We start from the raw sequence: 24,321 nt of genomic DNA, 5'->3' as shown, positions 1-24,321 counted from the left end.
TTTATCGGTTGAGCCACCAGATGGAGGCATTTAGTATTGTGGCAAAACTTACCCAAAGCATATAAGGTATAAACAGGTAGGTAGCTGTTTTGCTTACTTTGTTAAATTGTGCCATGGTTTCATATATAAAAAGCCACAGTAATATAATATCAAATAAACCCAGTAAAGGGTTTTTTAGTCCGAAAAAAAGATATGACCACAACAGGTTAAGTCCTAATTGTGAAAAAAAGAAAGTCATTCCCCTTTTTACCGAATCTTTATCAAGTGTTATTTTGTTCCATACAATTCCGGCGGCAATACCCATTATAATATAGAGTGTAGTCCATACTGGTGCAAACAGCCAGTTAGGCGGGTTAAAGCTTGGTTTTTCAAGTGTTGGGTACCATGTTTGTACACTTTCAACCGTTATTTTACTTCCTAAATATCCAATGGCAAGGCAAAGCAATACCATTCCAATTATCCTGAAAGCTTGTGTCATTGATTGATTTTAGTTTGGGGTTTTAACCAAAGTTAATAAAACAAAAATGTAATATTTCTATAAAAAACTATCTTTGTATAAATTTTAAGATATGCTGTCTGAAAAGGATTTTATTCCTAAACAATATACCTCTTTTGTGCAAACCGGTAGTTTTGAATGGAGCGCGCCCAGTAATATAGCACTTGTAAAGTACTGGGGTAAAAAAGAGAACCAGATTCCCGCTAACCCTTCGGTTAGTTTTACCCTTAACAACTGTAAGACCATAACCAAACTAGGTTTTGAGAAGAAAGAGAACAACGGAAGCTTTTCGTTCAACCTGCTTTTTGAAGGAAAACCCAAGCCGGATTTTCGTCCTAAGATTGAAAAATTCCTGCAAAGGGTAGAGGAGTATCTTCCTTTCTTAAAGGAATATCATTTCACTATTGATACACAAAACACATTTCCGCACAGTTCGGGTATAGCATCTTCGGCTTCGGGTATGGCGGCTTTGGCCATGAACTTTATGAGTCTGGAAAGATTGCTAAACCCTGATATGGATGATGCTTATTTTTACAACAAGGCTTCGTTTTTGGCGCGCTTAGGTTCCGGCAGTGCCTGTAGAAGTGTAAAAGGCAATGTTGTGGTTTGGGGCGAACATAAGGATTTTGAAGAGAGCTCAAATCTGTATGGGGTAACATTTCCGTATGTAATTCATGATAACTTTAAAAACTATCAGGATACCATTCTGTTGGTAGATAAGGGAGAGAAACAGGTTTCAAGTACTGTTGGTCATGACCTTATGCACGGTCACCCATTTGCGCAACAGCGTTTTGAGCAGGCACATGATAATCTTAGTAAGATTAAGGAAGCATTGGTAAGTGGTGATCTGGAAAGTTTCATCAGTATTACCGAAAGTGAGGCCTTGACGCTGCACAGTATGATGATGACATCTATGCCTTATTTTATACTGATGAAGCCTAATACGCTGGAAATCATTAACAGGGTATGGAAGTTTAGAAGGGAAACTACTATTCCTGTATGCTTTACGCTCGATGCAGGTGCTAATGTGCACGTGCTGTATCCTGAAAACGATAAAGTGAAAGTTTTGGAATTTATTAAGAATGAATTAGTTGCCTATTGTCAAAACAGTCAGTACATTTGTGACGAAATTGGTAATGGTGCACAACAGATAGCTTAAGGCAATAATTTAGGAAATCTGCGGTTTTTTAATTACCTTTAATAAAAATATATCCTGATGAAAGGACCTTTATTTTATTCTAAAATACTTCTGTTTGGAGAACATGGCATTAACAAGGGCTCCAAAGGATTAGCTATTCCGTATAACTTTTATAACGGAGGCTTAAGGTTAACAGATACCGATACCGAGCTTGCAAAAAAATCGAATGAAAAACTAAAAGGCTTTGTTGCTTATCTTGAAAAGATGCAGCAGGAAAATCCTGAACTGGTAACGTTTGATTTTGACAGCTTACATCGCAATGTAGAATCAGGAATGTATTTTGACTCCAGTATACCGCAGGGTTATGGTATAGGGAGTAGTGGTGCGCTTGTAGCGGCTATTTACGACCAGTATGCCAATAACAAAATCACGGTTCTGGAAAACCTTACACGTGAAAAGCTAATGCAGCTTAAACAGATTTTCAGTAAAATGGAATCTTATTTTCACGGAACAAGCTCTGGGCTTGACCCGCTTAACAGTTACCTGAGCCTGCCTATACTTATCAATTCTCACGATAATATTGAGGCTACCGGTATACCAATGCAAAACCTTGAAGGTAAGGGGGCAGTATTTTTACTGGACTCCGGTATCGTTAAGGAAACAGCACCTATGGTACAAATTTTTATGGAAAGCCTTAAGGATAAAGGTTTCCGTAATATGGTAAAAACCCAGTTCCTTAAATATACAGACGCCTGTATTGATAATTTCCTTCACGGGGATGTAAAATCACTTATCAATAACACTAAAGAACTTTCTAAAGTGGTGTTCAATAACTTTAAGCCTATGATTCCGGAAGGTTTCCATGAGTTATGGCAAAAAGGTATTGAATCAAACGATTACTATCTTAAGCTTTGTGGTTCGGGAGGCGGAGGTTATATCCTTGGCTTTACCGAAGATATAGATAAGGCTAAAAATGCTTTACAAGGACATAAGGTAGAGGTGGTTTATCAGTTTTAGGCTGTGGATTATTTCCTTTGGATATTCAACATTTTTTTCACGTCAGTTTTTACAGGGTTTAGTATTGTAATTCCTGTTTTTTTACTGTTGCCTTTTAAAAATGGACAGGCAAAGGAGTTTAGGGAGTTTTTTATAGATACCGCAATAAAACTGCTACGGTTAAGTGGTATAGCATATTTGTTTTTCTTTATGCTGGATACTTACATTTTATACACACAGCAGGGTGTTAATTTTCTGAATCATATTACAGGAGCTTACTGGCTTTATTATTGGTTTTCTCCATTAATGTATTTATTTCTTAGTCAACTTTTATGGATTAAGAAACTATCGTCTAAAAAAGGCGGGCTCATAATTTTTTCACTGCTTTTATTACTGTTGCCGTCGCAAAAGTTTCTGGTGTTCATGACAGCTTTTAATCGCGATTATCTGCCCTCTTCATGGAGTATGTATAGATCAGATATAGTGATAGAATTTGTTTTAAACATTATAGTTTTTATTTTTACTATTCTTACAATAACTTTACTTACAAATAAGTTAAGAACAAATATAAAAGCATAAACCTATGGCATCAAGGAAAACAAGATTAACACTGATGAAGATTCTCAGCTTGTTTTCCGTGGTGCGGGGCTATAACATTCCTGTTATCGCTTTAGCCCAATACCTTTCCGCTGTATTTATATTGGCTCCCGAACAGCGTGCCCTTGATGTTATACTGGATTTAGACCTTTTCCTTATAGTGCTGGCATCAACGCTCTCAATAGCATCGGGATATATTATCAATAATTTTTACGATGCCCAAAAGGATCTTATAAACCGCCCCAACAAATCAATGCTGGACAGGCTTGTAAGTCAGCAAACAAAACTAAAGGTTTATTTTGCCCTTAATTTACTGGCTACCCTTATTGCTTTTTTAGTTTCATGGAGGGCAGCTTTCTTCTTTGCAGGGTATATATTCCTTATATGGTTCTATTCGCATAAGCTTAAAAAGTATGCTATAATAGGTAACCTAACGGCAGCATTGCTGGCAGTATTGCCTTTCTTTGGTATACTTATGTACTTTAAGAATTTTTATCAGGTGATTTTTGCGCATGCTACATTCCTGTATCTGTTAATACTTACACGAGAGATTATAAAAGACCTTGAAAACATAAAAGGAGATTTGGTAGCCAATTACAAAACGATACCTGTTTTGTATGGTGAGAAAACAGCGAAGGGCCTGATCATGCTACTTACTTTCCTAACCATTATTCCCGTATTCTTTTTAATAGAAATATATGATGTGGGCTACATGGATATTTACTTTTATGGAGGGATGATAGTAATAGTATTCTTTCTTATTAAACTATGGAATGCCCATACTCAAAAAGATTATTTACTGCTGCATAATGTACTTAAGTTTCTTATTGTGGCAGGGGTATTTAGTATAGTACTTATAGATCCTGTTGTTTTAGTTCATGGCAGGAAGCTTTTATCGGCTATTTAATCTATCTTTGCAAAAAATAAATCAGATGAATAACAATAACAGGAGAGGCAATACATCCGGTAACGGAGGTAGTGACAGGAAGAGAACGGGCAGCAATACTTCACGTCCCGGCGGAAATAGTAAAAAACCATCATTTGATAAACCGGCATCTGGCGATAAAAAGCCTTATAGTAATAAACCTTACGAAAAGAAAACGGCTGCACCAAAACCTAAAACGGTTAAACAGTCGGATGAGCTTAGGCTTAATAAATATATAGCTAATTCAGGCATGTGCTCACGCAGGGATGCCGATCTTTATATCAGTTCAGGAAACGTAAAAGTGAACGGACAGGTTGTAACTGAGATGGGTTACAAAGTAAAGATTACCGATAAGGTTGAGTTTGACGGTGTTAAGATTATTCCTGAAAAAAAGGAATATATACTGCTTAACAAACCTAAAAACTTTGCTACATCCGGAGATGAGGGTAAAGACATGCGTAATGTTATGGAGCTTGTGCGTATGGCTACCAAAGCCAGTATACAGCCTATAGGAAGGATGGACAGAAATACCACAGGATTACTTATATTTACTAACGATACCGATATGGTACGTAAGTTCAATCAGCCAAACCAAAAGTCGTTCAAGATTTATCAGGTGTCTTTAGATAAAAATCTTAAGTTTGAAGACCTTGAAAAAATAAGCGGAGGTGTTACGCTTGACGGACACAGATTGTTTATAGATGAAATAAGCTATATAGACGATCAGCCAAAAACGGAAATAGGTCTTAAACTAAGAACGCCAAACGTAAAAGTGGTGAGGGCTATTTTTGAAAGCTTTAAGTATGATGTGCTGAAAGTGGATAGGGTATCTTTTGCTGGGCTAACCAAAAAGAATCTGCCAAGAGGTAACTGGAGGTTCTTGACAGAACAGGAGGTAATAAACCTTAAGAATATATAACCCCAATCCTGAAGTTTTGCTTCAGGATTTTTTGATAACACAAATGAGTAATAAAGAAGTAGAATTTATAGCGATTAAATGGCTGGAGGCTTTTAATGCCAAAAAGCTGGATAACCTTTTGGAACTGTATGATGATGCTGCCGAGCATTTCAGTCCGAAACTGAAAATAAGGAGGCCCGAAACCAACGGACTGGTAACCGGTAAAGCGGCTTTGCGTGACTGGTGGCAGGATGCTTTTGACAGGCTACCTACACTACACTATAAAGTTCGTACACTTACAGCCTGTGTAGATCGTGTTTTTATGGAATACCTTAGGATGGTAGAAGGAGAAGAGGATATGAATGTTGCAGAGGTACTTGAAATAAAAGACGGAAAGATTATAGCCTCAAGGGTATATCATGGCTAGTAAAGCATAATAAATAAAAATCCCGCCTCAGGCGGGATTTTTATTTATAGAGATGTCTCTTCTGTTTGTGGTTTTTGTACCGTTGCTTTTTTGCCGTCAAGCCCTCTTTTTCTTAGTAGTGGCTCAATAGACGGTTCAGCTCCCCTAAACTGTTTGTATAGTATCATAGGGTCGGCAGTACCTCCTCTTTCAAGTATATTGATTCGGAAAGATCTGGCTGTCTGTTCGTCAAATAGCGATGTGCTCTTAAAGGCTTCAAAAGCATCGGTGTCCAGTACGCCAGACCATATATAGCTATAATATCCAGCCGAATATCCACCATTAAAGATATGGTTAAAGTAAGTGCTTCTGTAACGAGGTATAATAGAACTTGGTAGTCCCAGTTTTTTCATTGAAGCCTCTTCAAACGGAACCACATTTTGTGTTAGTGGCTCGGTAAGTGTATGGTAATCCAAATCAAGGTAAGAAGCAGCTAAATATTCTACAGTAGCAAATCCCTGGTCAAAAGTTGAAGCTTTTTGTAGTTTTTCAATCAGTTCATCAGGTATTACCTCTCCGGTTTTATAATGCTTGGCATACATTTTAAGGACTTCCGGTTCTGCAGCCCAATTTTCCATTATTTGAGACGGTAGCTCAACAAAATCGGTGTATACACTGGTTCCCGAAAGGCTTTCGTATTTTACGTTAGACAGTAATCCGTGTAATGCATGTCCAAATTCGTGGAAGAAAGTAAGTGTTTCATCAAAAGTAAGCAGGGCAGGATTGTTGCCTGTAGGCTTAGAGAAATTACATACTATAGAAATGATTGGAGCTACACGCTTGCCACCTTCCATTTTTTCCTTACGGTAAGATGTCATCCATGCACCTCCTTTTTTAGAAGCACGCGGGTAAAAGTCCATATAAAGTATACCTATATGCATACCTGCCTCATCGGTAACTTCCCATGCGGTAACATCCTTATGGTATACCGGTACATTAGTAAGCTGCTTGTATTGCAGGCCATATAGTTTTTTAGTAACCGTAAAGATACCTTCGCGTACATTGTTAAGGCTAAAGTAAGGTTTCAGTTCCTGCTCATCCAGGTCATAGCGTTGCTTTCTTATCTTTTCGGTATAATATCTCCAGTCATAAGGCTGTACATTGTCATTGATGCCGTCAGCAACCATCATTTTTTTAATGTCGGCCTCCTCCTGCTTTGCTTTTTTAAGTGCAGGCTGCCATATTTCATCCAGCAGTTTGTATACGTTTTCAGGCGTTTTAGCCATTCTTTCCTCCAATATGTAAGCAGCATGGTTTTTGTAACCTAAAAGTTTTGCTTTTTCCATTCTAAGGTTGGCAAGCTGTACCACATTGCTGCGGTTGTCAAACTTGTCACCATTATCACTTCTTCTCTGATAAGCAGTCCATATCTTTTTTCTCAGTTCCCTGTCTTTGGCATATTGTAAGAACGGCATTACACTTGAGTTGTGTAATGTAAATACCCATTTTCCTTTTTTGCCTCTTGCTTCAGCCTCTTCTGCGGCAGCAGTAACAATCTCTTCCGGTAAACCTGCCAGTTGGGCTTTGTTTTCCACAACCAGTTCAAAGTTGTTGTTTTCGGCAAGCACATTGTCGCCAAACTTTAAAGAAAGCACAGATAGTTCTTCGTTTATCTTTCTTAAACGATCCTTGTCTTCGTCATTAAGGGCAGCACCATTTCTTTTAAAGGCTTTGTATTTGCTTTCAAGAAGTTTAGTTTCCTCTGCCGATAATTTTAATTCTATTTGGTTATCCCAAATGGTTTTTACCTTATTAAAAAGCTTTTCGTTAAGGTAAATGTTATCATTATTCTTAGACAGTTCTGGAGCTATTTCCTGTGCGATAGCCTGTAAGGTATCGTTTGTATTTGCTGAATTAAGGTTGTAAAAAACAGTGGTAATCCTTTTCAGTAGGTTCCCTGAATTCTCTAAAGCCTCGATTGTATTAGCAAAAGTTGCCTTGGCGCCGTTAGCGGTAATAGCTTCTATTTCATTTTGCTGTAGCTGTATAGCCTCCATTACTGCAGGCTTAAAATGATGGTTTTCTATCTCGTTAAATGGAGGAACCTCATAAGGAGTTTCATAAACGGCAAGAAGCGGATTGTTTTCTCCTATAGCTTCTGCTTTATTTTCTCTGTGACAGGACATAAATAGGCAAGTAGTTAAACTTAAAATAATCAGTGATTTTGAATTCATGAATTACATGTTTTTCTTGAAAGAAGTAAAGTTATTTTAATTTGGGTTAATTGACAACAAATATTAATAACAAGTTAAACTTTAGAAAAATATTAACAGGAAAGAACTTTGTGTCAGTAAATTACATAACTTTATTAGAGGATGTAAACAGAAAAAGGTATGAAAGTGCCTGTTAAAAAAATATTCATTACAGGTTTAAAGTGGCTGGGAGGTTTTATTGCCGGTGTCCTGCTGTTGCTATACCTTATCCCGCTGGTTTTTCCAGGTACCATTGCGCAGCAGGTAAAGAACTTTGCAAACAAAAGCCTTGACGGAGAACTGAATTTTACCGACTCTAAATTTTCATTCTTTACACATTTCCCTTCACTTACGGTATCATTAAATGACTTCTCTTTAAAGGGATCAGCCCCTTTTAGAAATGATACGCTTTTAAAAGCTGATGAAGTGGCGTTTGGCATCAATCTTAAGAGACTCATTTTTGACCACGAAATCAAGATCGATGAAGTATATGTGTCAGATGCTTTTATAGATGTAATGGTAAATGAAAAAGGTGAGGCTAATTATAATGTATATGTCTCTCAGGAAAAAACACCTGATACCATTGACTCTAATACCTCTTTAAGACTGGAACGTGTTGATTTTGAAAATTGCCATATAAGGTATAATGATAAGTCGGCCAGGATATTTACCGAGGCTTTCGGTTTTAATTATGTTGGGAAAGGTGATTTAAGCGAAGAAGTTTTTGATTTGCGGACGGATGCCCTTATAGATTCATTGGACTTCTTTTATGACGGGGTTCCTTATCTGGAAAAGAAAAGGGTACACGCCGATCTTATAACCCGAATCAATACAAACTCATTGTCTTTTGTACTAGAGAAGAACGAATTACGTATTAATCATTTCCCATTAGAGTTTACAGGATTTTTTACAATCCTTAAGAATGGATATGACATAGATATTAATGCGGTTTCAAAAAAACATAAGTTTAGTGAGCTTTTATCACTTTTACCGCCCGATTACAGTCAGTGGGAAAAAGATACCAAGATAAAGGGGCAAAGCGATTTTCAGTTTGTTTTTAAAGGCAGATATGATGCTGCCCGAAACAAACAGCCCGATTTAGGCTTTAATCTAAAGGTGACAGATGGTTTTATACATTATAAGGAATCGCCATTCCCGCTTACCGATTTTGACTTGGATGTTAGTGCATTAGTGCCGTCGCTTGATTTCAGGAAACTGGATTTAAAATTGAGAAAACTCGATTTTAAAGTTGCCGAAGATTTTTTTCATGCCGATGTGGTTTCCAAAAACTTTCCTGACATGGACCTTAAGGCTAACGTAAAGGGCTCGGTAAACCTTAAAACACTTAACAATACAATAGGGATTAATGCTTTTGATATAACAGGAACCCTTAAGGCAGATATAAAAGCAAGAGGTGTTTTTAATAAGGATAAGGGGCTTTTTCCAAAAACAAGCGGAGGCTTTAGCCTGCAAAACGGAGAGCTTAAAACAAAGTATTATCCTAATCCTATAACAGATATAAAACTGATTGCCTCGGTGCAGAACAACGAAGGTACTTTTGAGGATTTAAAAATTGCCGTTACCCCGGCATCATTTATTTTTGAAGATAACCCGGTCTATATAAATGCAACGCTTTCCAACTTTAATGATGTGGTGTATGATATACAGGCTAAGGGGGAACTTGATATTGCTAAGATTTATAAAGTATTTGCGGTAGAAGGTGTTGATATACACGGTTATGCCAAAGCCGACCTTTCTCTGCAGGGTAGGCAAAGTTATGCTGTAAACGGTCAATACAATAAGCTTAATAATAAAGGAACATTGCTGCTAAGGGATATTACTGCAGCTACAGAATATTTTCCTAAGGTATTTAATATAAGTGAGGGCAAATTTACTTTTGAGAATGAAAAGATGTGGTTCAATTCTTTTAGTGCTACTTACGGTAAGTCGGATTTTTCATTAAACGGTTATCTGTTTAATGCGGTAAACTACTTTTTTGATTCTAATACCACAATAAAAGGGAGCTTTACCAATAATTCACGAGTGATAAATGTTGAAGAATTTATGGCTTCACAAGGAGCTGCTGATAAAGAGGCAGATGAAAAAGTAGTGGTAGAGCAAAGTCCGCAACAGTCAGGTGTAGTGACTTTACCTCCAAATGTCGATTTAGAACTCAATGCAAATGCTAAAACAGTAGAGTATACAGGTATTGTTTTAAATGATCTTTCAGGCAGGGTTGCTATTAATAAAGGTAAGCTGGTACTTCAAAACGGTTCTTTTTCTGTTATAGGATGTAAGGTAGGTATTGATGCCGATTATGATGATGAGTCGCTCACCTCGGCCAGCTTTAAGCTGCATCTAAAGGCTAAAGACTTTGATGTGAAAAAGGCCTATGAGGAAATTCCGTTGTTTAGGGAACTGGCTTCATCGGCCGAGAATGCCGAAGGAATTATTTCTGCCGACTATACCGTAGAAGGCGATTTGAATGCTGAAATGGCTCCGGTTTATGAATCCTTAAAAGGGGGTGGTACTTTATGGGTACGCGATGTAAAGGTTTCGGGATATAAACTGTTTAATGTATTAAGCTCAAAAACCGGTAAGGAAGGGTTGAGCGATCCGCACCTTGAGGATATAGAAATCAAATCGACTATAAAGAACAGTATCATTACAATGGAGCCTTTTAAGTTTAAGGTTTCAGGTTTCAGGCCAAAAATAGAAGGGAAAACCAGTTTAAAAGGTGATCTTGATTTACGAATAAGGTTAGGCTTGCCGCCACTGGGTATTATTGGTGTGCCGGTAGTAGTAACGGGTAACCAGGATAATCCTAAAATTAAGATTTTCAGTAAAACGGGAGAGGAGATTCCGGAATCCCAATATAATGAAGAACTTAATCAGGTTGTGGATGAAGGCGGCAGGGAAGACGGAGGAGTTGTACAGCCTCAAGGCAATCCGGATGATACAGCTAAACCGGTAGAGGAGGTAAAGCCGGAAAATAAACAGGAATCTCCAGATACAGATAACAAATAAAAAAATCCCGGCTAAGCCGGGATTTTTATGATTAAGCGTTTAGTGCTTCTACTTTAATATCATGGTCGTTAAGCATGTCCTTCAGCATATTCTCAATACCGCTCTTAAGGGTAAATGTCGACGAAGGGCATCCGCTGCAGGCTCCCTGAAGAATAACCTTAACACGCTTCTCTTTTTCATCATACGAATCAAAAGCAATATTACCACCGTCTCCGGCTACTGCAGGTTTTACATACTCTTCCAGTATATTGATAATGCGTTGAGAGGTAGAGTCAAGAGAGTCAAAGTAAGCTTCCTGCTGTTTTTCGCTTTGTGGTGCCTTTTGTAATAATGACTCGTCTATTACTGTCTTGCCTTCTTCAATAAATACTTTAATAAACGAACGTATTTCGGCAGTTATCTCATCCCATTCTGTTACTGCATATTTAGTGATTGATACGTAATTCTCATCAATAAATACTTCCTTAACAAACGGAAACTTGAAAAGCTCTTTTGCTAACGGCGACGGAAGCGTTTCATCTATGTTCTTAAACTCAGCAGGTGTTTTAGTAAGCCTTTTGTTAGAAACAAACTTTAATACCGCAGGGTTAGGAGTGCTCTCTACATATACTGTAGAAGGTACTTTCTTTGTAGTTTCGGCTTCTTCTTTTAATATTTCACCGCCTTTGTTTACAAAATCTTCAATTTGAGAAGCTACATCATCCTGAACGTCTTCCCATTCAACAATTGAATACTTTTCGATAGCTATAAAGTTCCCCGATATATAAACCGTCTTTACAAACGGAAGGAAGAAAAGCTGCTTTGCTAGTGGTGAGCTGGCTGTTTCATCAATGTTTTTGTATTCGTAGTTGCCGTTTTTAGCTATAAAATCGCTGAACTCAAACTTTAGGATTGAAGGATTTTGCGTAGGCTGTATATTTATTTTTTCCATGTCTTACAGATATTTAGGTTGCAAAGGTACAAACAATTGCTAAAAAAATATTAATAAAGGGGTAGGGTAAATTACATTACAGTTGTTACAATGAAGTAGGATTATATTTATTTTAAGGGATATTAGAGTTAATAATTTTTGAAATTTTCATGAATTTTGTGATTTTTTGAAATTTAACTGCTAATATTTTATTGAATAATTATATTTGATTTTTTAATATCCTAACATTTTTTTAAGTGTTTATTAAATTGATTACTAACGGCTCATTAATAAAATTTGCTATATGATTAGATTACTACTAACAGCGTTTTTGTTTTTAACAACAATTACTACGTATGCGCAGTCTGATTTGGTCGTTTTTAGTACTAATCCCACTAATGAATATGAGGGGGGAGAACTACTAACGTTTACCATTATGGTAACAAACAACGGACCATCTCCGGCATCAAATGTAAATACGTATTATGCTATTCCTCCCGGACTCCTTCCTATTCCAAACGGAATTGTAAGGTTTTGGTGGACGGGGAGTAACGGTACATCAGGTACAAACGTACCTGTAAACAGTACTATTGCCACGCTTGGTGTAAACCAAACGGTGAGTTACACTATTAACATCCAGATACCAGGTACATTTACTGACCCTCTGCCAGATGCAATAGTGACTTACGATACTTTATCGGATATAGAGGTTGTTAATACAAACGGACAAACTAATTATATCCCTGGTACACAATCGGTATATACGGTAACGGTAACCAATAATGGTCCTGAAGATGCTGCAAACGTTGCAGTTAACAATCCTATTCCTGCTGGAATAACAAATTTCTCTTGGACGGGTGATAACGGTTCTTCAGGAACTAACGTTGCTATTAATGACGTTATCGCATCATTACCTGTAGGTACTACGGTAACTTATACTGTTACACTTGATGTTCCTGTAGGTTTTACAAATCCTATTGTGAGTACTGTTACTTATGATGGTGTAAACGATCCTACTCCTACATGTGATCAGTGTACGGATACAGATTATCCTTCTGTAGGTACAGATATCGTAATTGTAAATACTGATGGGCAGGAAGTTTATACTCCGGGCTCACCTTCTGTTTATACGATAACTGTTTCTAATAACGGTACTGTTGCTGCGGCTAACGTTAATGCGTTTTTCGCCGTTCCGGCATCTGTTACTAATGTAACTTGGACGGGAAGTAACGGTTCTTCAGGAACACAGGCCAACTTAACAAATAATATAGGTACATTAAACGTAGGACAAACAGTTACTTATACCCTTACTGTAGATGTTCCTGCCGGATTTACCGGTAATTTTGTTGTTAGTGCTTCGGCAACAACTTCAACTCCTGAAACTGACGGTACATGTGAGTTTTGTACCGATACGGATTATGAATCAGCTTCAGCTGACATAGTTGTAGTAAATACAAATAACCAAAATATATATACTGCAGGAACTACTTCTGTTTATACAGTAACTGTAACAAACAATGGTCCTACTGCAGCTGCAAACGTTCAGGTTGATAATGCTATTCCTGCAGGAATAACAAACTTCTCATGGGTAGGAGACAACGGTTCGTCAGGAGTTAATACAGCTTTGTCTGATCTTATTGCTTCACTTCCTGCAGGAGATGTAGTTACTTATACTATCACGCTTGATATTCCTGTAGGATATACGGGTTTACTAACAAGCGAAACTACTGTAACGAGCTCAACTCCGGATCCTGATCCGTCATGTGCTGCTTGTGTGGATACAGATAGTGATACTGCTTCTGCAGATTTAGTAGTGACTAAAACACTGGCATCAGGTTCTACTTATACAGCAGGAATGGATGCGGTATATACAATTACAATAGAAAACATGGGTCCTACAGAAGCACAAAACGTAGATGTTTCTGATATTATACCTGCGGGTATAGACCCAACTACAGTAACATGGTCCGGAAGCAACGGTACTTCTGGTACAGGTAACCTTACAGATAATATTGCTGCAATAGCAGTAGGTGAGGTTGTAACTTACCAGTTAGTGATGCCGGTACCAAGTAACTTTAACCAAACTGCAAATATTGTAAATGAGGTTCAGGTTACAAGTTCAACTCCGGATCCAAACCCGGCTTGTCCTGATTGTATACATACAGCTACTCCAAATCCGATGGCAAACCTTGTAACGGTTAAAACGAACGGGCAGAGTACTTATGTTGCCGGTACTCAAACTATTTATACCATTACGGTAACTAACCCAGGTCCTAGTGATGCTTACAATGTGATAGTACACGATACTAAACCTTATCAGATTATTTTAATGTCATGGGTAGGTAATGGTACTTCCGGTACAGGTACCATGCACAATATTATACCGGTATTGGCAGCAGGAGAGTCTATGACTTATGAGGTAAGTATAGAAATTCCGGATGACTATCATCAAACAGTAGGGCCGTTACAAAATCAGGTAATCGTAACCAGTGATACTACAGATCCAATTCCAGCCTGTACAAGCTGTACAGATATAGATCAGCCATCTTCAAATTTCGTTACTGTTACACAAAACAAATACACGGTTCAAGAACTTGTTAGGGATGTACTTATTGGTGTAGACTGTGTAGGTATAGAAAATATCACATGGAGTACAGGAACAAATTTTGGACTTACAGTTAATGGTATTGGTTACTTTGAGGGTAACAACTCTAGTTTCCCTATTCAGTCGGGTCTTATCCTTCAATCGGGGAATGCTCTTCAGGCAGGTGGGCCTAATACAAATGTGCCGCCGGGAGACGGTACGCTTTCCGGAGGAAACTGGGCAGGAGATGGTCAGTTGTTAACTTATATGCAGGGACTTGGTTTTGATGTTATCCAGTATAACGATGCCACCATTATAGAGTTTGATTTTACTCCAATTTCAAACCATATGAGTTTTGACTTCCTGTTTGCTTCTGAAGAATATGGAGTCTTCCAGTGTGCTTTCTCAGATGCATTTGCCTTTTTCCTTAACAATATATCAACGGGCGGTCCGGTAACTAACCTTGCGGTAATTCCGGGAACTACTACTCCTGTAGCAGTAACCTCGATTAGAAATAACCTTTATAATGGAGGATGTCCTTCGGCAAACGAAGCATTTTTTGCCCAGTATAATGGCAACGCTCCGGGTAATGCAGTTGCTCCTATCGACTTTAATGGCCAAACTGTTGTTATGACGGCAGAATCTGATGTTGAGCCGGGAGATGTTTATCATATCAAACTGGTTATTGCAGACAGGAACGATAATGCTTTAGATTCAGCTGTATTCCTTGAGGCGGGTAGTTTTAATATCGGTCAGCCGGTACTTCCGGAAGATTTGACTATAGCAAATGGTGGTGCCCTTTGTCCTGAAGATTTTTATGTGCTTAGTGCTGAAAATACAGAAGGAGCTTCTTTTACCTATCAGTGGGAAAAAGATGGAGAGCTTATATTGGATGAATTTGGTCAGCCTGTAACTACAGAAACTATAACGGTAACAGAACCTGGTATTTATACAATATTGGCATCTTTTGTTTCTAACCCTGATTGTCAGCTGGAAGATTCAATAAGAGTTGAGTTCCAGCCTAATATAGAATTTAATGATCCGGTAGATCTTACTCAGTGTGGAGATATAACAGCTCCTATGGTTTTTGATCTTACTCAAAATACAACAACAATAACACAAGGAAATACAGTTTTATATGATCTAATCTACTTCGAGTCTATGGAAGACCTTGAAGAAGGTAATCCTATATTTACTCCTTCTACTTATGAGGCTACTAATGGCCAGGAAATATTTGTAGCTCTTATTCCTTACCTTAACGGCTGTGTCATTACACGTAGCTTTACATTAAATATAATTGACTGCGAAGTTCCGCTTCCTGAGCTTGATCCTATCGCAATTTGTGAGCCTGCTCCATATGATGGTGAGGAAATATTTGATTTAACCATCTATGAAGATCAGATTGTAGAAGGTTTAACAGACCCTGCGCAATACACAATTACATATTACGAAAATGAAGCTGATGCTGATGCGGCAGTTCCGGTTCCTGGAACAGAAATCGCTGATCCTACAGCTTATTTAGGAGGACCTGATACTATTATTTATATAAGAGTACAAAATAATACTCTTGCAGAGGCTTATAATACAACTGAACTGGAGTTAATTGTTAACCCTCAGCCCGAAGTAGTATTGCCTGCAGGTCCTTATGAGGCTTGTGTGGATACTGGATATACGCTTCCTGCCCTTACCTTGGGGTCTTACTTTACAGGTACGCAGGGTACAGGGACTCAAATGAATCCTGGAGATGTTGTTTCTACATCACAAACAATATATGTTTATGTAATAACAGGTACAGCTCCTTATACATGTGATGACGAAGATAGTTTTGATGTAATCATCAATCCGCTTCCTGCTCCAGCAGCGCCGTTAACCGACTACGTATTATGTGACCAGACGGACTACATGACCCCTGACGGGATTGAGGAGTTTGACTTAACGAGTAAGGATTTGGAGGTAACCGGTGGCAACCCTGATTATGCGGTAAGCTACTATGAGACGGCTAATGATGCTGAGACGGCTACCAACCCTATCGTTAACCTGACAACTTATGCGAACCTTTCCAACCCTCAGATGATCTATGTAAGATTGGAGAACACGGTAACCACGTGTTATGATGTCTTTGATTTTGATTTGGTTGTAACCCCGCTTCCGATTTATGACAGCGCGCAGACGGACTTCCACGAGTGTGAGGAGGTACCGGGCCAGGCAGACTTTGACCTTCACAGCCATGATTCAGCCCTTGCTTCGGGAGTATCATCGGTAACGGTTAGTTACTATAGCAGCCAGATAGAGGCAGAGACAGGCGATGCTGCCACGCAGCTTCCTGATATCTATGTTGCCCCTGATATGGCCCAGATATGGGCAAGGTTACAGAGCAGTGTAACGGGCTGCTGGACGGCAGTTCAGATTACCCTTCATGTTGACCCTGCACCTATTGCCCCTGCACTGACAGCCCTTGAGGAATGTGCCTTTGACAATGACGGTTTTGAGAATTTCGACGTACAGTCGGTAATTGACTATATAGAATCACAGCTTACCGATGTTACGGTAACTGCGCACGAGACCATGGATGACGCGGAGTTTGGTACCAATGCCATTGACCCTGTTGACTATACCAATATCGAGGCGAACACCCAGACGCTTTACATCAGGGTATCTTCGGCCTTTACGGTTTGTTATGACATCGAGGAGCTTCAGCTGATTGTTCACCAGGCGCCTATCGCCACCGAACCGGCACCATATGCACTATGCGACAACGGTCCGGATGATACTGACGGTGAGGGTATCTTTGTACTTCCTTCAAGAGAGTCTGAGATACTTGGCGGATTGGACCCTGCACTGTACACGGTTGGCTATTTTGCGACCCTTGAGGCAGCACAGGCCAATACCCCTGCCATTGCGACCCCGGGCAGCTACACGGCTACCAATACCGATTCCCCTGTTTATGTAAGGGTAACGGACAATGCAACGGGCTGTTATGACATCGTGGAACTGGAGCTTATCGTCAACCCGCTACCTGTTGCTACCCAGCCTACACCATACACATTATGTGATGTGAACACTATAGGAGGGCAGCCTGACGAGGTTGAGGAGTTTGACCTTACCACTAAGATCCCTGAGATCATCGGGGTCCAGACGGGAATCAATGTTACCTTCCACCATACCCTTGCGGATGCTGATGCTAACATAAATGAAATACAGAACCCGCAGGCGTATACCAACCAGAGCAATGCCGAGGCGATCTATGTAAGGGTTACCTTTGAGGCTACGGGCTGCTACAGGATCGTATTGCTTGATATCAGGGTAGAGCCGCTACCGATAGTGGTTCCCCCTTCCCAGGAAGACCTTACCATGTGTGACCCAGACAGTGACGGCCATGCCCAGTTTGACCTTGATGCCCTTGTTGAGGATATGATCAACAACGGAGAGAACCTTTCTGTAACCTTCCACGAGACGGCACAGGATGCGGAACTGGGTATCAACGCCATCCCTAATACGGACAACTATACCAATACCAATGCCTATAACCAGACCATCTATGTAAGGGTGGAGAACACGGTAACGGGCTGTTATACGGCTACGGCCTATGCGCTTAACCTTATTGTTGTGGATACCCTCAGATTGATGCGGACCTTCAGGACATCACCCTTTGTGATACGGACAACAACGACCAGGATGCCATGGCAGCCGTGGACCTTACGGTTCAGGACAGCTACATACTGGAGCACTTAGGCAATGCGGACCCGTCGGATTATATCATCCATTACTTCAATAACCTTACGGCAGCCCAGAACGGCGCACCGAGGATTACCAACGCTGCGGGCTACACGGCCCAGGACGGAGAGGTTATCTATGTAAGGATTGAGGATGTTGCCACGGGCTGCTACAGCATCGAGAGCTTCACCATCCATATCAATATCCCGCTTGCCTTAACACGTCCGCCTGTACTTAGCGTATGTAACGAGGCCCTGCCGAATGATATGACCACGGAGTTTGACCTTACGGTAATGGAGAACACGATACTGGGCCCATTCGGGGTAGGCCTTGGCTACACGGTTAACTACTATGAGCCGGGGGCAACCACACCGATTGCCGACCCTACTGCTTATGTGAACACCTCCAACCCGATGACATTAACGGTAGAGGTTATCACCCTTGCAGGGTGTAAGAGCTACACTACCATGACCATAAAGGTACTTCCGTTACCTACACCGAATACGACCCCTGATGCCCTTGTGTTATGTGATGACAACAATGCGGGGGACGGCCAGGAGGAGTTTGACCTTACCCAGGCAGCAGCAGATATCATGGACAACGAGCCGAACCTTATCTTAAGCTACCACCTTACTTATGATGATGCGGACCAGGATATAAACGCCATAGCGGACCCTACGCAGTTTGTAAGCGGTACGGCTACCATCTATGTAAGGGTAGAGGCCAACACGGGCAACCCGAATGATGCTGTATGTTACCAGATCGTTGAGCTTGAGCTTATCGTTAACCCGCTGCCTGCATTGGGCGAGAACGGGGCGATCCCTGCCTATGCGATCTGTGAGCAGAACACCGATGGTTTTGCCACCTTTATACTAAGCAGCCACATCCCTGAGATACTGGGAGAGGATGCCGACCCGAACGATTACCTTGTAAGGTTCTACTTTGACCAGGCAGCCCTTGATGCGGGCACAGCACTGCCGAACCAGTACAACAACATAAGCACGCCACAGGATATCCTTGTATGGGTACAGCACATAGAGAGCGGCTGTACCACCACCGCACCGATGCAGCTCCTGGTGGAGGAGGCCGCAGTAGCCAACGCCCCTGCCGACCCATCGCTGTCTACCTGTGATGATGACGGTACAAACGACGGTATGCATGCCTTTGACCTTAGTGTCTTCGATGCGGAGATACTGGGAGCGCAGGACCCTGCGGACTACAGTGTTGCCTACTATGAGAGCTTTGAGGATGCAGATAATGCAACCAACCCTATAGCGGACCCTACGGTGTATGTGAACACCACTGCCGATGTTATGACCATCTATGCAAGGGTGACCAACACCTCGACCATCAGCGGTTGCCATGACATCACGGAGATCACCCTTATAGTGGAAAGATTGCCTGAGCCTGTGATCACCTCGGTGGACGGCAGTGATACGATCTGTGTGGACTACACTACCACGATGTGTTAAGGACAGTAACCCTGGACAGCGGCATCCCGAGCGGTATGGGCTACAGCTTTGTGTGGTACCTTGACGGAGTGGAACTGACCGATTATGACCCGGCATCTCCTACCTATGAGGCGATAGCCGAGGGTAACTATACTGTAGAGGTAACAGGCCCTGCACCACTGAACTGTATCTCTGATATCTCAGCAGCCTTCCAGGTTCAGAAGAGCGGCCCTGCCAGCCCTGTTGGTGTTGGTTATGAGGTGACCAACTACTTCAGCGACAACCAGGTTATCACGGTGTTTGTTGAAGGGTATGGAGAATACGAGTACAAGCTTGATGAGGACGGCATGTGGCAGAGCAGCAATGTATTTACCGATGTACCTGCAGGCACCCATACGGTATATGTAAGGGATGTTAGTACGGAGTTTGCGTGTGATGAGATTGCCATAGAGGGCGTAAGCCTTGTGGACTATCCGCATTACTTCACCCCTAACGGTGACGGTTACCACGATACCTGGAACATCATAGGGTTGAACCAGCCTGATGCTAAGGTGTACATTTTTGACCGTTACGGCAAGCTGATCAAGCAGATCAGTGCCACCGAAGAGAGTGAGGGCTGGGACGGTACCTACAACGGTACACCGCTACCTGCTACGGACTACTGGTTCACGGTAACCTACCGTGAGACGGTTAACGGCCAACCGGTTGTTAAGGAGTTCAAGGCACACTTCTCACTAAAGAGATAAGATAATAAATAAATGATAAAAAAGCCTGAGGAAACCACCTCAGGCTTTTTGTTTTAATAGAGGTTATTTAAATTCGGGAGCTACATTTTATTTAGATTATTTACAAATAATTGTTTTTTTATTGTTTTAAAGTTTTATTTTTGTGCCCGAAAAACAAACAATTAATTCAGAATAGAAAACATGAAATTAAGAACTATTTTATTTTCAGCTTTATCATTTACCGCCTTATCATTGGTGTCATGTTCAAGCGATGATGATAATGTAAGCGGGCCATCTTATAACGTACCTACAGAGTATGTGTTTGAAAGAAATGGAGAGTCTTCAGTAGATTTTACAGGACAGACACAAAGAATAAAAATGCTTTTAGAATTTGATGCTTATTCTAAAAATCAGGCGGGTTATCCTACTTTCGATTCAGAGAAAGTATCTAATATGTTCTCAAATACAAATAATCCTTTTTCTGAAGAAGATTTGAATGTTTCGGGAAAACAGTTAAGAAATAAAACAGCTGCATCTGCAGATTATTTTGCGACTAACTCTGTTGAAGCTAATGAAATAAAAATGACTTTTGATGCCTTATTTACTGAAATGGGTGAGGTAGCAGCTCAATATGAAACTACCGGTACACCTGGTGTAATGGGTTCTGTTGATGCAGGTAAAAGACTTGTAAATGGTAAGGGTTTGGAGATCAACCAGGCAATTATAAAAGGTTTAATGGGTGCATGTTTTATGGATCAGACACTTAACAACTACCTAAGCCAGACTGTACTTGATGAAACCAAATCGGCAAATGATGCAGGGACTTTAGAAGAAGGTAAGAATTACACTACCATGGAGCACAAATGGGATGAAGCTTATGGTTATGTGTTTGGATATACAACAACCAATACAGATGGTAGCACAAAGAGATATTTTTGGGAAAGCTATATGAATACTGTAAATGGTAATCCGTACTTTGAAGGTATATCAGATAATATTAAAAATGCATTTATTAAAGGTAGGGCAGCTATAATAAATAAAGACTATACTACCCGTAACGAACAGATAAGAATTATTAAAGAAAACCTTTCTGTAATTGGAGCGGTTAGAGCTGTATATTATTTAAATGAAGGAAAACAACTTCTTTCTGATGATAATGTAGTAACAATAAAAGCTTTCCATGCGCTGTCTGAAGGTTATGGTTTTATAGCCGGATTACGTTTTACTAATAATCCAAATACAAATGCTCCGTACTTTAACGGAACTGAAGTAAATACAATGTTGGAGAATCTATTAGCCGGAGAAAATGGTTTTTGGGATGCATCATATACAGTATCAGCTATAGATGATATAATGCTTCAAATATCTCAAAAATTCGGATTTACAATTGAACAAGCAATTACAGAAGGTGGAAGTCACTAAACTGTCATGTAAATATTAATAAGAAAAGCTGCAGCAATGCAGCTTTTCTTATTTTTAATTGGTAGGGTTTATCTTTTTTTAAATGTTTTTATCATAAAACTAAGGTCAAATTTTTAGAGAAATAGCAAATAGATTTATTTTCATCCTTTTTTTGTGTTAATCAGTATGAATATTTATTAATTTGGACCTTTTTATATACTAGCTAGTTAAAAATCCATATGATGGGAAGAATTACTTATATCTTTTGTGCACTTTTACTCTTATTGTTCAATTATAATTACGGTTATAACTTAAATGAAAAACGGCTCCCGCCACCTGTAAACGACGATTGTTCTGGGGCAACTACATTAACAGTCAATCCTACAGAAATTTGTGCAGCAGGGAGTACTGCCAGCTTTACGCAAGCTACAGTTTCTACACAGGGTACTACCTGTACGGCACTTAACAGTGCTGATATCTGGTATCAGTTTACGGCAACTTCTACATCACATACTATTGCGTTATCCAATTTTTCGGGCTCACCACAACCTATGGTTATCGTTGTGTATGAGGGAGACTGTACAGCACTTTCGCAACTATATTGTAGCCAGAATAATGTTGTAAACGCTTCAGGGCTTACTATAGGTGCTGTTTATAAGGTGAGGATTTATTTTAATACCGTAACGGCAAGTACCATAAACACTTTTCTTGTTTGTGTAACAACGCCGCCACCGCCATCAAATAATAATCAGACGGAGTGTTTGATAACGACTAATAATTACGACTTTGAATTGCCGGATTTGGTTTGGTCTAATTTTCCAACTTTTGTAAACCATAATGTGGTACAGGGATGGAGAACTACAGCTTCTGATGAGATGATTGAATTTTGGCAGCAGCCCAATTATGAGAATGTACCTGCCTATAGTGGTACACAGTTTATTGAGCTTAATGCCAATGTTGTTTCGGGAGTTTATCAGGATTATCAAACCCCTCAAGCAACTGTGTTTAATTACGGATTTGCACACAGAGGGCGTCAGGGTACAGATACCTGTCAGCTATTGGCCGGACCTCCCGGGGGGCCTTATGTAAACGTTGGTGCTCCTGTTTCAACAGGGAATACCGCATGGAGTTATAATACAGGGACATATACCGTACCTGTAGGGCAAACTGTTACCCGTTTTATACTACAGTCGGTATCGAGTGTTGGTGGTGCCAGTGTGGGTAACTTCCTTGATGCAATCAGCTTTACGGCAGATAATGGTATTATTACGTCAAATCCTTATTATATGGGTTGTGGTGATATTATTGCCGATTTAGAGGCTGCTGGAGTAGGAACATGGTCAGCTCATACTGATAACCCGTCTACAGTTACAATTTCAGACCCTTCTGCAAATAATGTTCAGATTTCAGGTTTCGGGCCTTCAGGTTCTTACTTCTTCGACTGGACTACCCAGTATTGTACAAGTACTATTGAAATATCCTTTACGGGGCCTTATCCGCAGGATCCGGTAATACCTAATATAACTTATTGCCAGAACCAAACGGCTGTACCTATTGATATACCTGTAGATCAACCTGGGTATACTATGATATATTACCTTAACAGTAATCAGTTGCCTGATGCTCCAACACCAGACACGTCAGTGATTGGTACAACAACCTACTATGTGCTTCAGGAGTCTGATCAGGGATGTCAGTCACCAGCTTATCCTTTAGTAGTAACAGTTAACCCGGCAGTTTCTCCTGTTACAGATTTTACTTTACCCGCAGCAGTATGTACAAGTGATGTTTCAGCTTCACCAACTCCTGAAACAGGGTTTACTACAGGAGGTATTTATACAGCACCTGCAGGCGTGACAATTGATCCTGATACCGGTGTAATTGATCTTTTAAACAGTACTCCGGGAACTTATGATATAACTTATACGGTGGCTGAAGATTTTGAAAACTGCCTCATTGAAGGTAGTAGTATGGCAACCATTACAATTAATGATGCGCCGCTGCTAATGCCTGCAACACCATTAGGGCTTTGTGATGATGCTTCTAATGATGGTATTGCGGAATTCAATCTGGCACCAGCCATTGCAGAGATGGAGAATGGTCAGCCTAATCTAACAGCTACAGTGCATTTATCTTTAACAGATGCGCAAAATAATATTAATCCGCAGTCACAGCCTTTATTTACCAATACAGTACCAAATTCGCAAACTATATATGTGAGGTTTGTTGAGGATGGAACAACAACTGATTGTTATACAATAGAAGAGGTGCAACTAATGGTTAATCCTTTACCCACCATATCATCTCCCATTACCGACTACGTATTATGTGATCAGACGGACTACATGACCCCTGACGGGATTGAGGAGTTTGACCTGACGAGTAAGGATTTGGAGGTAACCGGTGGTAACCCTGATTATGCGGTAAGCTACTATGAGACGGCTAATGATGCTGAGACGGCTACCAACCCTATCGTTAACCTGACAACTTATGCGAACCTTTCCAACCCTCAGATGATCTATGTAAGATTGGAGAACACGGTAACCACGTGTTATGATGTCTTTGATTTTGATTTGGTTGTAACCCCGCTTCCGATTTATGACAGCGCGCAGACGGACTTCCACGAGTGTGAGGAGGTACCGGGCCAGGCAGACTTTGACCTTCACAGCCATGATTCAGCCTGCTTGCTTCGGGAGTATCATCGGTAACGGTTAGTTACTATAGCAGCCAGATAGAGGCAGAGACAGGCGATGCTGCCACGCAGCTTCCTGATATCTATGTTGCCCCTGATATGGCCCAGA

14 protein-coding genes are annotated in these 24,321 nt (G+C 40.3%); 11 read left to right on the top strand and 3 right to left on the bottom strand.

Annotated features, from left to right (window positions below; translation table 11 throughout):
- Position 1: 1 nt before the first annotated feature.
- Positions 2-478, bottom strand: coding sequence for a TspO/MBR family protein (locus FUA48_RS01845; protein WP_147581852.1), 477 nt, complete (start codon positions 476-478; stop codon positions 2-4).
- A gap of 91 nt (positions 479-569) precedes the next feature.
- Between FUA48_RS01845 and mvaD the strand changes: the two genes are divergently transcribed.
- The 5 genes from mvaD (at position 570) to FUA48_RS01820 (ending at position 5,477) form a co-directional block, all read left to right on the top strand.
- A complete protein-coding gene (gene mvaD / locus FUA48_RS01840; protein ID WP_147581851.1) occupies positions 570-1,655 on the top strand; it encodes a diphosphomevalonate decarboxylase in 1,086 nt (361 codons plus the stop codon).
- A 57-nt stretch (positions 1,656-1,712) separates the two neighbouring features.
- Complete coding sequence (locus tag FUA48_RS01835; protein ID WP_147581850.1) at positions 1,713-2,651, top strand: mevalonate kinase family protein; 939 nt, start codon at positions 1,713-1,715, stop codon at positions 2,649-2,651.
- A 562-nt stretch (positions 2,652-3,213) separates the two neighbouring features.
- Positions 3,214-4,134, top strand: a complete 921-nt coding sequence (locus FUA48_RS01830; RefSeq protein WP_147581849.1) for a geranylgeranylglycerol-phosphate geranylgeranyltransferase — start codon at positions 3,214-3,216, stop codon at positions 4,132-4,134.
- 25 nt (positions 4,135-4,159) lie between these two features.
- Positions 4,160-5,071: a pseudouridine synthase gene (locus tag FUA48_RS01825; protein WP_147581848.1), complete on the top strand. Its 912-nt coding sequence runs from the start codon at positions 4,160-4,162 to the stop codon at positions 5,069-5,071.
- A gap of 43 nt (positions 5,072-5,114) precedes the next feature.
- Positions 5,115-5,477: a nuclear transport factor 2 family protein gene (locus FUA48_RS01820; RefSeq protein WP_147581847.1), complete on the top strand. Its 363-nt coding sequence runs from the start codon at positions 5,115-5,117 to the stop codon at positions 5,475-5,477.
- Positions 5,478-5,521: 44 nt separating this feature from the next.
- Here FUA48_RS01820 and FUA48_RS01815 read toward each other — a convergent pair whose 3' ends face one another.
- The gene (locus FUA48_RS01815; RefSeq protein WP_240732525.1) at positions 5,522-7,642 is read right to left on the bottom strand and encodes a M3 family metallopeptidase; all 2,121 of its coding nucleotides are present in this window, start codon (positions 7,640-7,642) and stop codon (positions 5,522-5,524) included.
- Positions 7,643-7,849: 207 nt separating this feature from the next.
- Between FUA48_RS01815 and FUA48_RS01810 the strand changes: the two genes are divergently transcribed.
- Complete coding sequence (locus FUA48_RS01810) at positions 7,850-10,735, top strand: AsmA family protein (RefSeq protein WP_147581845.1); 2,886 nt, start codon at positions 7,850-7,852, stop codon at positions 10,733-10,735.
- Between the two features lie 31 nt (positions 10,736-10,766).
- Here the strand turns inward: FUA48_RS01810 and FUA48_RS01805 are convergent, their stop codons facing one another.
- Positions 10,767-11,666, bottom strand: coding sequence for a NifU family protein (locus FUA48_RS01805; protein ID WP_147581844.1), 900 nt, complete (start codon positions 11,664-11,666; stop codon positions 10,767-10,769).
- A 283-nt stretch (positions 11,667-11,949) separates the two neighbouring features.
- On the opposite strand from FUA48_RS01805, the gene FUA48_RS01800 reads away from it, so the two are divergent.
- The 5 genes from FUA48_RS01800 to FUA48_RS01780 all read left to right on the top strand — a co-directional run bounded on the left by FUA48_RS01800 (position 11,950) and on the right by FUA48_RS01780 (position 24,228).
- A complete protein-coding gene (locus tag FUA48_RS01800; protein WP_147581843.1) occupies positions 11,950-17,961 on the top strand; it encodes a choice-of-anchor L domain-containing protein in 6,012 nt (2,003 codons plus the stop codon).
- A complete protein-coding gene (locus FUA48_RS01795) occupies positions 17,910-19,415 on the top strand; it encodes a hypothetical protein (protein ID WP_147581842.1) in 1,506 nt (501 codons plus the stop codon). Before FUA48_RS01800 ends, FUA48_RS01795 begins: the two co-directional genes overlap by 52 nt.
- Positions 19,409-20,140, top strand: coding sequence for a T9SS type B sorting domain-containing protein (locus tag FUA48_RS01790; RefSeq protein WP_147581841.1), 732 nt, complete (start codon positions 19,409-19,411; stop codon positions 20,138-20,140). The genes FUA48_RS01795 and FUA48_RS01790 overlap by 7 nt, the downstream gene beginning before the upstream one ends.
- A gap of 180 nt (positions 20,141-20,320) precedes the next feature.
- On the top strand, positions 20,321-21,541 hold the full coding sequence (locus tag FUA48_RS01785) for a DUF4856 domain-containing protein (protein ID WP_147581840.1): 1,221 nt from the start codon (positions 20,321-20,323) through the stop codon (positions 21,539-21,541).
- Between the two features lie 218 nt (positions 21,542-21,759).
- Entirely contained in the window at positions 21,760-24,228 is a 2,469-nt protein-coding gene (locus FUA48_RS01780; protein WP_147581839.1) for a hypothetical protein, read from the top strand.
- The last annotated feature ends 93 nt before the right edge of the window (positions 24,229-24,321 follow it).

Origin of the sequence: Flavobacterium alkalisoli, from assembly GCF_008000935.1 — a bacterium.
In the GTDB taxonomy this organism is placed as follows: domain Bacteria; phylum Bacteroidota; class Bacteroidia; order Flavobacteriales; family Flavobacteriaceae; genus Flavobacterium; species Flavobacterium alkalisoli.
This window is presented reverse-complemented; position numbering and strand designations above follow the sequence as displayed.

Bases quoted from the DNA above. Each gene is read 5' to 3' on its own strand.
- FUA48_RS01845 (WP_147581852.1), bottom strand. From the start codon at position 478: ATGACACAAGCTTTCAGGATAATTGGAATGGTATTGCTTTGCCTTGCC.
- mvaD (WP_147581851.1), top strand. From the start codon at position 570: ATGCTGTCTGAAAAGGATTTTATTCCTAAACAATATACCTCTTTTGTG.
- FUA48_RS01835 (WP_147581850.1), top strand. From the start codon at position 1,713: ATGAAAGGACCTTTATTTTATTCTAAAATACTTCTGTTTGGAGAACAT.
- FUA48_RS01830 (WP_147581849.1), top strand. From the start codon at position 3,214: ATGGCATCAAGGAAAACAAGATTAACACTGATGAAGATTCTCAGCTTG.
- FUA48_RS01825 (WP_147581848.1), top strand. From the start codon at position 4,160: ATGAATAACAATAACAGGAGAGGCAATACATCCGGTAACGGAGGTAGT.
- FUA48_RS01820 (WP_147581847.1), top strand. From the start codon at position 5,115: ATGAGTAATAAAGAAGTAGAATTTATAGCGATTAAATGGCTGGAGGCT.
- FUA48_RS01815 (WP_240732525.1), bottom strand. From the start codon at position 7,642: ATGTCCTGTCACAGAGAAAATAAAGCAGAAGCTATAGGAGAAAACAAT.
- FUA48_RS01810 (WP_147581845.1), top strand. From the start codon at position 7,850: ATGAAAGTGCCTGTTAAAAAAATATTCATTACAGGTTTAAAGTGGCTG.
- FUA48_RS01805 (WP_147581844.1), bottom strand. From the start codon at position 11,666: ATGGAAAAAATAAATATACAGCCTACGCAAAATCCTTCAATCCTAAAG.
- FUA48_RS01800 (WP_147581843.1), top strand. From the start codon at position 11,950: ATGATTAGATTACTACTAACAGCGTTTTTGTTTTTAACAACAATTACT.
- FUA48_RS01795 (WP_147581842.1), top strand. From the start codon at position 17,910: ATGGCAGCCGTGGACCTTACGGTTCAGGACAGCTACATACTGGAGCAC.
- FUA48_RS01785 (WP_147581840.1), top strand. From the start codon at position 20,321: ATGAAATTAAGAACTATTTTATTTTCAGCTTTATCATTTACCGCCTTA.
- FUA48_RS01780 (WP_147581839.1), top strand. From the start codon at position 21,760: ATGATGGGAAGAATTACTTATATCTTTTGTGCACTTTTACTCTTATTG.